An 11915-nucleotide genomic window follows, 5' to 3' on the forward strand; every position below is an offset into this window, starting at 1 on the left:
GGTCAAGGCTGCGCCGCCGCGGCGACGGCCCCTCTCGAACACCATGAAACTGTCGAGCGTGTCGTCGGCGAGGCGCGCCGCGCAGGCCGACCGCTGCAGCTTGCCACTCGTGGTCAGCGGCATCGCTTGCGGGTTCAGCAAAACGATCACGGCTGGATATTCCTGCGCCTGCCGCAGCACCGCTTCGCCGATCGCATGTGCGAGCGCCTCGGGATCGCTGCGCTTGAGCACGGCGCGACTGAACTCGGCCGCCACTCCGAAGGCTTCTCGCCCATCGATTTCGACTGGGAAAGCGGCAACCCGTCCGCTGCGGACGGATTCGACATCGGCTTCGACCGCCTGCTCGACGTCCGTCGGATAGATGTTCTGCCCGCGAACGATCAGCAGGTCCTTGAGACGTCCGGTCACGACCAGTGCGCCGTCGCGAATGAAACCGACGTCGCCGGTACGCAGCCAACGCACGCCGTCCCGCTCGACGAAGGCCTGGTGCGTGGCCTCCGAATTGTTCCAGTATCCAAGCGCGACGCTGGGGCCGCTCACCCAGATCTCACCGACCTCATTCGCGCCAGCCGCGGCCGATCCGTCGACGCACATGATACGCACGGCGTGACCAGCTGCGGCTCGACCACATGCCACAAGGTCGGTGCCTTCGCTGGCGCTCGCAATGCGACCTGCGGCGAGTTCCGCGGTGTCGAGCGTATAACTGACGGTATCGGCGGTGATGTCGCCGGCCGTGACCAGCAGCGTCGCTTCGGCGAGGCCATAGCAAGCCGTCAACGCCCTTCGATTGAACCCGGCCCGCGCGAACCGGTCGCCGAACTTCTCGAAGGTGGTCCGGCGGACGAACTCCGACCCCGAGAATGCGAATTTCCACCGGCTCAGGTCCAGTCGATTGATGGTCTCATCCGAAATGCGGTCGACGCACAGCGAGTACGCAAAGTCGGGGCCGCCGCTCATCGTGCCGCCGTGACGATGGATCGCCTCGAGCCAGCGTCGCGGCCGCTCGAGAAAGTTCCGCGGCGACATCAGGACGCCGGTAAAGCCGGTGAACAGCGGATTCAAGAGCCCGCCGATCAGTCCCATGTCGTGATAGAGCGGCAGCCAGCTCACAAAGACGTCGTCCGGCGTTCCTCCACCGACCGCTTCAATAGCGCGCTCGTTGGCCGCAAGATTGCCATGAGAGACGCAAACGCCCTTCGGCTGCGAGGTCGATCCGGATGTGTACTGGAGGAACGCGATTGCATCGGCCGCAGGCCTCATCTCGCGCCATTCCGTTGCGAGTTCTGGCAGGATGGTATCCACCGCAACGACATGCACGTCGCCCAATTCGGGCAGCGTCGCTTCGATGAGAGCGCGCAGAGCCGTCTCCACCACGATGAAGCGAGGCGCAGCATCCCGCAAGATGCCGTTGAGACGCCCTGCATAACGTTCGGGGCCGCCCTCCGGCGGATAGGCCGGAACGGCGATTACCCCAGAATACAGGCAGGCATAAAACGCCACGGCGTAATTGATCCCGCTCGGAAGCAGGATCACCGCCCGCTCGCCAGCACCGCCCATCTGCTGCAACCACGCCGCAAGCGCCCTGATCCGAACGTCGAGCGCGGCAAACGTCAGCTCGTCGGCGACGTCGTCGCCGTCCAGGAACCGCAATGCCACCTTCTCCGGTCGCAAGGCGGCGTGCTCTCGCAAGCGTTCGACCAGGTTGGCTCTGTCCATGTTCTCAAATCCCTGTCCGGCCGCAGCCGGAAATCCCCACCGCCCGAATGACGAGTATTGCCGATCACCTCTGCCGATGAGCTTCGGCCATTGCGACAATGACCTTGCGCGGCCCCTTGAATGGAGCGCGCGCGTGCGCGGTGAGCATGTTGTCGAGCATCACGACGTCGCCGGCCTGCCAGGGAAAGCTGATCTTGTGCTTCTCGAGAACGGTCCGGACCGTTGACAACGTCTCATCCTCGATCGTCGAACCATCGCCGTAGAAGACATTGCGTGGCAGATCAGCTTCGTCATCGACCACGTCGAGCAGACTCTCGCGCACCTCCGGCTCGAGATTGGAGACGTGGAACAGGTGTGCCTGGTTGAACCAGACCCACTCACCCGTGACTGGATGCCGCTCCGCGCCCTGACAGACCTGGCGCGTGCGGAGCTCGCCATCCTCCTTCCACTCGCATTCGATGTCGTGGCGAGCGCAGTAAGCCTCCACCTCCGATCTGGAGTCGGTGCCGAACACCTGCTGCCAGTCGACGTCGAGGCCGTTGCCGTAGTTCCGCACATACATCACGCCCTTGTCGGCGAATCGCTCGCGAATGGCTGGCGGCATGTCGCGATAGATGGCGCGGCTGTCGGCGATCGGCGTCTCCCCGCCTTCCAGCGCCGGCTGCATGCAATAGAACCAGATCTTCATCGGCCAATCGCGGGTATAGGCCTGCTCGTTATGCAGCGGGATATGCTGGTGCGGCGGATATTCCGTGGACGTGTAGACCCCGGAGGTCACCTGCGAACGCGGCGTCGATCCGAACTCGTAGGTGAGCAGCGGATGACCGAAATCGGCCGCGAAGGCCCGAAACGCATCGGGACCGTCGAGCGAAAAATCGCGAAAGACGATGCCACCACAATCGGGCAGATGCCGGTCGATCGTCTCGCGCAGCATAGGAAGTGCTTTGCCGAGCGGCTGGCCGGCCGCCTCTGCCTTGAGCAGCAAGGGAAGAGTTCTGCCCTCAATGAGTGGTTGGACGGAGAACGCGCTCATGATCCTCGCTCCGATGCAAACCAATCGATCGCCCCGATTGCCGGGCCAGCGCCACGCCGATCCGGTCGATCAGTTCAGCCTGCTGCGTGTGAATGAAGAAGTGATGCCCCGGCAGGATATCGAGCGCGAATGACGCCGAGGTCTCCTTTCGCCAGGCCTCGAGCGCCTCGCGGCCGGTCTCGTCGTCCGCACCGCCAAAGACGTGCACGGGGCATGGCAACGGACGTCGCGGCCGGTAGACATAGGCCCCGCACATCAGAAAGTCGGCACGGAGCACGGGTAGTGCGGATCGCATCAGCTCTGCATTCGACAGCGCCTCGTCAGGCGTGCCCTGAAGATTGCGCAGCTCCTGCATCAGCGCCTCGTCGCTCAGCGGCTGGCGCCACCTGCTGCCGTCCCGAACCGCCGGTGCTTCCGCACCTGAAGCGAAGAGAATGGCCGGTGCCGGCGCCCCGTGATCGAGCAGGCCATGCGCGAGCTCGAAGGCAATCACCGCGCCAAGGCTGTGCCCGAATAATGCGTAAGGCCCATCGAGCCGTGCGGCCAGTTCGCCAGCAAGCTGCGCTGCCAGCACGCGCGGATCAGTCGCCAGCGGCTCGTCCATGCGCGCACCGCGCCCCGGCCACTCAACCGGCCGCACGTCGATCCACGACGGCACGAGCCGGCGCCACCGCGCATAGAACATGGCGCTGCCGCCGGAATAAGGCAGACAAAGAAGCCGCATCGGAAGACCGGACTCCGCTGACTACGCCGACTGCGAAGACGCTGCATCGTCCATGAATTTGCGCAAGCTGAGCGGGCGCATGTCGGTCCACACCTGTTCGATGTGGTCGAGACATTCCTTCTTGCTGCCCGTCATGCCCACCGCCTTCCAGCCGCCCGGAATGTCCTTGAACGTCGGCCAGATGGAGTATTGCTCTTCGTGATTGACGACGACGGTGAAGGTGACGTCGTCTCTGTCGAACACCATCATGGCTCGGTCCCCTTTTTCGGAAAGCGAAAGCAGAGACGTTTGACTAGGTCAGAAGCAGACGACCGTCAAAGCAATATCGACGCGACTCTTTTTAAGACCTCAAAACTAGCGACGGACGCACACAATGCAACCTCCGCGCTCGCGCGCCAACACGCGGGAAAACATCGAGATTTCAGAACACGTCGAAGATTGCTGCAATTCTAACTGCGCAGGAAGGAACTTTCCGATGCGGCATGATCGCGCGTTTTGTCGCGGGCGGTGTTTCATCGCACTGTCATCAACTTAGACAAGTGCAGCGTTGCTGCCATAGGCCGAAGAAAAACCGCCGCGGGCGAGATCCGCGGCGGTACGTATCGGAGGCGCCGCGGGGACGCAGTGTTCAGAAGTTGAACGTCGTCGACAGGAGATACGTCCGAGGAGCGGCCAGCGTGATCACACCGCTATAGGCCGAGGCCCAGTAGGCCTTATTGGCGACGTTCTCGACGGCCGCGCGGACTACGATCGGCTTGCCGTTCCATGGCGATGCAAAGGTATACCTGGCGCCGAGATCAACGCGGGTCCACTCAGGTATGGTGAGGGTGTTTGTTACGTTGACGTACTGCGAAGCGGTGTAGATGACCCTTCCGGTGAACGTCAGTCCTTGGACAAACGGAGTATCCCACTCGGCTCCGATGTTGGCAGTGACCGCGGGAACTCCGATCGCATTCTTGCCGTCGTTGGTACCGTTCTCGGTCTTTTCCTGCACGCCATCGATCAACGCAACGCCGCCGAGCAAGCGGATGTCTGGCGTGACCTCGCCGAACACATTGATCTCCACACCACGGTTGCGCTGCTTGCCGTTGAGTTGCCGGGTAGGTAGAGGCAGGCCCGGCACAGTAATGATGCTGGGTTGGGTGATTTCGAATAGACTCAGAGTCGTGGTGAGGCGGCCCGTATCGATCTTCACTCCGGTTTCAGCCTGGGTGGTCTTGCTAGGTGGAAACACGGCGCCAGCGTTTTGGAATTGGCCAGTAACGACCACCGGCGTCTGAAGCCCTTCGATATAGTTCGCGTAAAGCGAGATATTCTCGACCGGCTTGAAGACAACAGCATAAGCCGGAGTCCACAAAGACGCCTCTTGATAGGGCCTACTCGGATTTGCCGGCGTCGGGATGAAATTTGTCACCCTGCTCCCAGCGGTCTGTTGACGAACACCGACGGTTAGCTGAAGGCGCTTGTCAAACATTGACATAGTATCGGAAACGCCGACGCTTTCGATGTTCACGTTGGTATTAAGTCTTAGCGTCGGAAAATTTAAGTTCGGTTGAGGGACATTCGTAGGCGGAGTGTATAGATTCCAGGCAATTAGCCCTGCCGAACTCAAAACACTCTGATCATAGGTTCGATCATTGATCGCATAGTTCGCGTTTAGAGCATGATTGACCGGGCCGGTATCGACCTCCGCCCGGATGCCCGCTTCTCCTGCAAAGGTCTCGAACGTCTCATGCCCAAGGCCCGGACGCCCCGCCAAAGCGCCGGCGGCGCTGAGAATATTGGGCGAAGGATAGGTATAGTCGATCTTGCTGTCATGATAGCCAAATGCGGCATACGCAGTTATCCAGTCGGTAACATCCACTTCACCTCTTACGGTCGTGAAGAAATCCCTCGGTTTGTAGTAAGCCCAAGGCACCTGGAAATTCGTCCCGGCTTTCGGTGGCGAAGGAATGGAGGTGAGACCCGGACCGATGCCGAAGAAGCGTAGCGGAGGAGTCAAATTATCGGCTTGATAACCGACATCGACTGCCACGCGTGCCCTCTCACCTCGGTAGTCGAGGCCGACCACCACATTACCGAACTCGTCAGTCTGACGGTCCCACGGGGTACTGCCGTTGGAATAGGTGCTGTTGACCCGAACGCCCCACTCCTTGTGCTCGCCGTAGCGCCGGCTGACGTCCATGTTCGCGCCAAACTGTGATCTGGATACGTAGGTTCCCGTTATCCGCGTAATGTCAACATCGAGAGCATGCTTGGTGATGAGATTGATACTGCCGCCAACTGCACCGCCGCTCGCAACGCCGGTACCACCCGTGGTCATCCCATTGAGCAAGGCGCTCGGGCCCTTCAGCACTTCAACACGCTCGACGAAATTCGCGCCCGAAGAATAATATGGTGCGATTCCATAGAGACCGTTCAGTCCGTAGTCGCCGCTGTCATAGTAGAAACCGCGGATGAAGAGACTGTCCGCACCACCGCCTGCCGCCTGGACGACGCGGACTGAGGGATCATTCGCCAGGACATCACGAATCGTGCGTGCCTGCTGGTTCTGTATGAGCTCTGCTGTATAGCTGGTCTGGTTGAACGGCGTATTCATCACGCCGCGGTTGCCCAGAAGACCGAGACTTCCGCCGCTCGCGACCTGGCCGCCTGCATAGGCAGGCGGCACCGTGCCGACCGTGCCGGTCGAAGGCACCACGTAGGGAACGGGCGCGGCCTGGCGGGGAGCCGTCGTCGCGGCAGATCTTTGTCCCCGGGACGCGCGCGTTGACTGAGATCTCTGTATCGGCTGCCGAACCCTTGGCTTGGGAGCATCGACGGTCACGGGCGGCAGATTCGATTGCGCAAACGCATGCTGAAAGTCACCCGAGGATTCCATCGACAGCGCAAGATAACTCACTGCTCCCAGCGATAGCGTACGCACAATTTTCTTGGCCGAGAGTTCACGCGTCATTCCTGCACCCCAATTCCACTAGCAAGCACATCCCCGCGCTTCCTAACATGCGAGGGGGCTCCGAGAAGGAATTGGGACCTAGAAATTATCTAAGGTTGTACGACAAACCGTCGCGATGGAAGGATCGATCTCGCCTACAATTGCGTCGCCAGATTTGAATGCTTCTATTTTCTAATCGTTCTAATCATTGATCTGCATACGGCACGTCGGCGAAACTCTGCAGCTCTTTCCCGAATTTCCGATCTAGCCAAGCAGGTTGCGTATCGCCCGCATGAATATTCCTGCGCCAATTCCTATCAGCTCATCTGGAAAGTCATAATTCGATTCATGCAGGCCGGGATGCTCCTCGCCCGCCCCCAAAAAGAACATCGCCGCCTTGGATCGCGTACCAAAACGCCCGAAGTCCTCAGAGCCACGCAGCGGAAGGCCCTGCGCAGAATGTCGCACTCCTTCCAAATCGAGTGCGCTTCTAAGATGGGCAACAGCGTCGACATCATTTGTGCAATGATTGAACACGTCGCGATAGGCGATTTCCGTGCTCAGTCCCTCGTCGGCCGTCACCCGCCGAACCAAGTCTTCTGCCTCCAGTCGGACTTGTTCCATCTTCGCGTCGGTGGATGTTCTCAGTGTCGCCCACAACTCGCCAAAGCCCCGCGCGATACCGAACGCAGGCTCTCCAAGTCTTGCGTGCGTGACCGTCAGCATCGAGAAGTCGCCGTTCAGTTCTGTGCTGCGCCCAAGCGCGGGAATCTCTAGCAGAAGCCTGGCGAGCGCATCTTTCGGGGAGATACCAAGCTCCGGATTCGACGCGTGCGTGGTTCGTCCCGATAATCTGATCTGCATTCCTTGCGAGGCGCAATTAACCAAACCTTCGGCAAGGGAGACCTGTCCCAAACCCAACCGTGGAAGGTTATGCAGCGCGAAGACAAAGTCAGGCTGCACCTGCTCAAAATTCACGTCAGCTAGAACGGCGGCGGCACCAGATCCGTCCTCTTCGGCCGGCTGAAACAGGAGCGCCACGCGACCTCGGCGTGGACGTTGCCTGCTCAAACTCTGCGCTACGGCCGCTAGAATTGCCATATGACCATCGTGACCGCAGAGGTGGGCCTTTCCCGGCACCAGTGACCGATGCTTGAGCTCTGATTTTTCCTGAATCGGCAGCGCATCCAGTTCAGCGCGAAGCATGATTGTCGGGCCAGACTCAGGTCCATCATAGATTCCAAGCACGCCGTGACCACCAAGGCCCGAAACGATCCTGTCGGCGCCCGCCGCCTGGAGACGGGCCTGCACGGCTTGCGCGGTTTTTGCCTCTTGGCCCGACAGTTCTGGCCCCGCGTGAAGATAGCGTCGCCATGCCACCAATTCATTCAGATCGTTCTCGGTCAGGAACATCTGGCTTCTTCTCACTCATGTCCGGTCGGCGAAACGCCTGCTGATACACATCATCTAGGATGATGGATCGCGCTTACGAGCACCACCGACGCGAGGAACAGTTTGATCTTCAGCAATGATCATTGCCGGTTCTATTCCGTTCTTTGCTCTTGCACTCAGAGATTTTTCGCGATCGGCTCACCAGAGGTTCTGTCGTAACGATCACGATCAGTTCGCAAGTCGTACGCGACCGCGCTGCCCTTTCAAGTATGTCCGAGGTCTTCAGACCATCGCCCGAACTTCTTCTCCCTGGAGCCGCGGCGTTGACCAGCCGCTTGCTGGCGTTCTCGCGCCGACAGGCGCTCGATCCCAAGCCGATCAGCGTGAACAACTACATCAACAGTCTGCAGGAATTCATCCAGCGCACGCTCGGGGGGCGCATCGAAGTCCAAACTGTCGGAAGTGCGGGTCTATGGCAAATCGAAGCCGACGCCAATCATCTGGAGTCAGCCATCGTCAACCTGGCGATCAACGCTCGCGACGCCATGCCTGACGGCGGAAAGTTGGCTCTCGAGGCTGCCAACATCGCCGCCGATGAGGATTACTGCCGTCTCTGAATTGGTGCCTGGTCAGTACGTTGCCATTTGCGTGACCGACACCGGAGGTGGAATGTCGCGAGACGTTCTCCATCACGCCTTTGAGCCCTTCTTTACGACGAAGGAGCCGGGCCACGGCACCGCCCTTGGCCTGAGTCAGGTCTATGGCTTCGTCAAACAATCCGGAGGCCACGCAAAAATCTACAGCGAGGTAGAGCAAGGCACGACGATCAAGATGTATTTTCCGCGCTTTTCCGGAGCAGCCGACATGAGGAAGTGGCGCCTGAGGAGCTCGCCGAGGGCGAGACATCCGAGACCAATCTCGTCGTCGAGGATGACGAAGGCCTTCGCGGCTAGATTTCCGACGTCCTGCGCGATCTCAACTACCGCGTCTTCTCGGCCCGCAGCGCTCAAGCCGCTCTGACCATTCTCCTGCAGGATGATTCGAAGGTGGACCTACTCCTAACCGACGTGGTCATGCCAGGAATCAATGGACGCGAGCTTGGGAGGCGCGCGCATCAAATTCGGCCGGGTCTGAAAATCCTGTACATGACCGGCTATTCACGCAATGCGGTCGTCCATCAGGGCAAACTTGATGAAGGCGTCAATCTGCTGGAGAAGCCGATTTCTTAGGCGAAACTCGCGCTGAGAGTGCGAGAGATTTTGGATAGATAGAAGAACCCGGACTGCCGCGCTGGTGTCCGATAACTCCCTTAACGGACACTAGGAATTCCGCGGCGGTGCGCTCACCCTAGACAACCGCGTAGTCCCTTGAAGACAGTGGGTTTGGGAACCTTTCGGCATGGCCCAAATTGAGCGACATGCCCATTTTTTTCTTTGATACTCATCACGGCGACGGCATCACTATCGACGACGAGGGACTTGATTGCGTCGATGTCGTCGCCGCTGAAAAGCAAGCCTTGGAAGCGCTTGCCCAGGCAACACCAAGGCGGCCTCCGGGCTTGTCACCAACGTCAACACCGGCGAAATCATCACGATCGTCTCGGTGCCGGATTTCGATCCGAACAATCCGAAGGAAGCGCCCGACCCGGATCGCATCAACCGCCTGACCACCGGCGTCTACGAGATGGGCTCGACCTTCAAGGCGTTCACGCTCGCGATGGCGCTCGACACCGGCAAGTCGCTGTGGGACGCGCGCGGGCCGCTGCACTACGGCAAGTTCGCGATCCACGACGACGAGCCGAAGGGCCGGTTCCTGAACATGAAGGAGGTGTTCACCTTCTCCTCCAACGTCGGCGCAGCGCGGATCGCGCTGTCGCAGGGTCTGGAGGCGCACAAGGCGTTCCTGCGCAAGATGGGGCAGTTCGAGCGGCTGCGCACCGAGCTGCCGAGCGAGCTGAACACCATCACCATCGCGTTCGGCCACGGCATGGCAGTCGCGCCGTTGCAGGCCGTGATGGGCGTCAGCGCGCTTGCGAATGGCGGCCTGCTGATCCCCGACCTTCCTCAAGCGTCCCGAAGAGGAAGCGCGGGCGATCGCAAAGCGCGTGATCAAGCCGGAGACCTCGGACAAGATGCGGTTCCTGATGCGGTTGAACGCCGAGATCGGCACGGCGCGCAGGGCGGACGTGAAGGGCTATTATATCGGCGGCAAGACCGGCACCGCGGAAAAGGTGGTCAACGGCCGTTATGCCAACAATAAGGTGCTGACTGCGTTCACCGCGATCCTGCCGGCCGACAAACCGAAGTACCAGCTCCTGATCATGCTCGACGAGCCGCAGCCGCTGAAGGAGACCTACGGGCAGATCGCGTCGGGCTGGAACGCCGTTCCGACCGCGGGCAATGTCATTGCCCGTATCGGACCGCTGCTCGGCATCGAGCCACGGTTCGACCTGCTGCCTGCGGACCGCCTTATTCTTGCAGCTTCAACAGCGCGTCAGTAGGAAAAGAGCGCGGCAGCGGCGCATTGATGAGTCCGCAATGCTGGCGATTGCGCTCGCTAACAAGTTCGCCCGGACCGCCTGGGCGTCGTTTGTTGTGACGTGCTGCCGACTTCGCCGGCGAGCTGGCTTAGCCCGGCCGGTGGCCCGCGAACGCGGTCTCCCCCGCCAGCTACACCACGCAATGGTCACGACGACCGCATTTCCCAACACCAGCCGACCTACTACATCTCATCCCTTCACATGGGGCAGCTCGTAATGGCTATCGCTTACGTCAGCGAGCACGCGCAGGCATGTCTCGTCGAGCACACCGGCTTTCATCATGGCGATCAACATCTGATCAACCGATCCATTGTATAATCGGTCGGCAACCCTTTGAACTGCCTTGGCTGCTATTTGCCCGCGCGTCCCCACCGAATGATAGAAATAGGTTCGACGTTCCATCGTATGTCGTACGTAGCCTTTGCTATCCAGCCTCCACAAAACGGTTCGCACGGTCGAGCCTTTGAGGCGGCGCGGCAACAATTCGCGAACAAGCTCGGCCGTAACTGACCCGCGTAGCCACACAATCTTCATGACATGGAGCTCAAGGTCTCCGAGATTTGGTAAGCTACCATCCATTCTGTTACTCGATCCGACATCAATTCGTTCGTCGACCGATAGAGTGCCTTTTTGATCGTTTGCACATTTCGTCCCCCCGATTGAGTCTACTAGCGTGTTAAGCCCGGACGCTTGACATTGTCCGTTGTTGCCGCGATGTACCGATCGGCACCTTCATTCGGTCGGTTCTTGGGCGCTCGCTGCCGTGGCACGATGTGCTTCAGAGTCGTGGCTCTCCATTACCGGTTTAAAGGACCCATTCTTCCTCGGAAGACGAGGCCTCATCGTTGAGACTCTGCCGGCTCGTCTGCTCCCATTGGAATATATCGATCCGTTCGGCGAGGTCGGCCAGCACCGGCGCCTCGAACAGGGTTCGCAGCGGCAGCTCGACGCCGAACGCCTCGTTCAGCCGCGCCGACACCCGCATCGCCAGCAGCGAGTGGCCGCCGAGCTCGAAGAAGTTGTCCTCGGCCCCGACCCTCTCAAGCCCCAGCACCTCGCCCCAGATCTGCGCCAGCACCTCCTCGGTCGCGCTGCGCGGCGCCACATAGGTCTGCTGCGCATAGGCGTCGCCCTCCGGTGCCGGCAGCGCCTTGCGGTCGGTCTTGCCGTTCGGCGCCAGCGGCATCGCATCGAGCCGCACGAAGGCCGACGGCAGCATGTAGTCGGGCAGGCTCTGCTGCAGATGGCTGCGCAATGCCGCAGCGTCTGTTGGCGCATCCGCCCCTGCATCGCTGCCGATCACATAGGCCACCAGCCGCTTGTCGCCCGGGCTGTCCTCGCGCACGATCACGACGGCGTCCTTCACGCCGTCATGCCGCATCAAGGCCGCCTCGATCTCACCGAGCTCGATCCGGTAGCCGCGCAGCTTCACCTGATGGTCGATCCGCCCGAGATACTCGAGCTCGCCATCAGCGCGCCAGCGCACCAGGTCGCCGCTGCGGTACAGCCGCTCGCCGTCACCGAACGGCGAGGGCACGAACCGCTCCGCCGTCAGCCCGGCCCGGCCGCGATAGCC

11 protein-coding genes and 3 pseudogenes are annotated in these 11915 nt (G+C 60.6%); 5 read left to right on the forward strand and 9 right to left on the reverse strand.

The features are described 5' to 3' along the window. From MOV74_RS18060 to MOV74_RS18085, 6 genes are all read right to left on the reverse strand, one after another. The coding region (locus MOV74_RS18060; RefSeq protein WP_246925127.1) for an AMP-binding protein at positions 1–1716 on the reverse strand (1716 nt) is incomplete at its 3' end. A 64-nt stretch (positions 1717–1780) separates the two neighbouring features. Beyond that, on the reverse strand, positions 1781–2749 hold the full coding sequence (locus tag MOV74_RS18065; RefSeq protein WP_246925129.1) for a TauD/TfdA family dioxygenase: 969 nt from the start codon (positions 2747–2749) through the stop codon (positions 1781–1783). Continuing rightward, positions 2718–3473 (reverse strand): thioesterase II family protein, encoded by a 756-nt coding sequence (locus MOV74_RS18070; protein WP_246925131.1) that lies wholly within the window; start codon positions 3471–3473, stop codon positions 2718–2720. Before MOV74_RS18070 ends, MOV74_RS18065 begins: the two co-directional genes overlap by 32 nt. Positions 3474–3494: 21 nt before the next feature. Beyond that, positions 3495–3722: an MbtH family protein gene (locus MOV74_RS18075; protein WP_246925133.1), complete on the reverse strand. Its 228-nt coding sequence runs from the start codon at positions 3720–3722 to the stop codon at positions 3495–3497. A 379-nt stretch (positions 3723–4101) separates the two neighbouring features. Continuing rightward, on the reverse strand, positions 4102–6429 hold the full coding sequence (locus MOV74_RS18080; protein ID WP_246925135.1) for a TonB-dependent siderophore receptor: 2328 nt from the start codon (positions 6427–6429) through the stop codon (positions 4102–4104). A 243-nt stretch (positions 6430–6672) separates the two neighbouring features. Next, the gene (locus MOV74_RS18085) at positions 6673–7821 is read right to left on the reverse strand and encodes an amidohydrolase (RefSeq protein WP_246925138.1); all 1149 of its coding nucleotides are present in this window, start codon (positions 7819–7821) and stop codon (positions 6673–6675) included. Positions 7822–8123: 302 nt separating this feature from the next. Between MOV74_RS18085 and MOV74_RS18090 the strand changes: the two genes are divergently transcribed. Both MOV74_RS18090 and MOV74_RS41285 read left to right on the forward strand, forming a co-directional pair. Continuing rightward, the gene (locus tag MOV74_RS18090; RefSeq protein WP_246925140.1) at positions 8124–8417 is read left to right on the forward strand and encodes a hypothetical protein; all 294 of its coding nucleotides are present in this window, start codon (positions 8124–8126) and stop codon (positions 8415–8417) included. Beyond that, positions 8395–8586: pseudogene (locus MOV74_RS41285) on the forward strand (ATP-binding protein); the annotation flags it as partial. The gene MOV74_RS18090 and the pseudogene MOV74_RS41285, both read left to right, overlap by 23 nt. An 11-nt stretch (positions 8587–8597) precedes the next feature. Here the strand turns inward: MOV74_RS41285 and MOV74_RS18100 are convergent. Beyond that, positions 8598–8810 carry a hypothetical protein gene (locus tag MOV74_RS18100; RefSeq protein ID WP_246925146.1) on the reverse strand — a complete coding sequence of 71 codons (213 nt, stop codon included), beginning with the start codon at positions 8808–8810 and terminating at the stop codon, positions 8598–8600. 6 nt (positions 8811–8816) lie between these two features. On the opposite strand from MOV74_RS18100, the gene MOV74_RS18105 reads away from it, so the two are divergent. From MOV74_RS18105 to MOV74_RS18110, 3 genes and pseudogenes are all read left to right on the forward strand, one after another. Further along, complete coding sequence (locus MOV74_RS18105) at positions 8817–9029, forward strand: response regulator (protein WP_249796734.1); 213 nt, start codon at positions 8817–8819, stop codon at positions 9027–9029. 188 nt (positions 9030–9217) lie between these two features. Further along, a pseudogene (locus MOV74_RS41290) lies at positions 9218–9295 on the forward strand (hypothetical protein); the annotation flags it as partial. A 44-nt stretch (positions 9296–9339) separates the two neighbouring features. Beyond that, a pseudogene (locus MOV74_RS18110) lies at positions 9340–10300 on the forward strand (peptidoglycan D,D-transpeptidase FtsI family protein); the annotation flags it as partial. A gap of 228 nt (positions 10301–10528) precedes the next feature. Here MOV74_RS18110 and MOV74_RS18115 read toward each other — a convergent pair. Together MOV74_RS18115 and MOV74_RS18120 are read right to left on the reverse strand one after the other, a co-directional pair. Beyond that, positions 10529–10918, reverse strand: coding sequence for a BlaI/MecI/CopY family transcriptional regulator (locus MOV74_RS18115; RefSeq protein ID WP_258719537.1), 390 nt, complete (start codon positions 10916–10918; stop codon positions 10529–10531). Between the two features lie 226 nt (positions 10919–11144). After that, positions 11145–11915 (reverse strand): phosphopantetheine-binding protein (locus MOV74_RS18120; RefSeq protein ID WP_309486813.1); only part of this gene is annotated, 771 nt, incomplete at its 5' end.

Origin of the sequence: Bradyrhizobium sp. SHOUNA76 (genome assembly GCF_023006445.1) — a bacterium.
Lineage (GTDB): Bacteria > Pseudomonadota > Alphaproteobacteria > Rhizobiales > Xanthobacteraceae > Bradyrhizobium.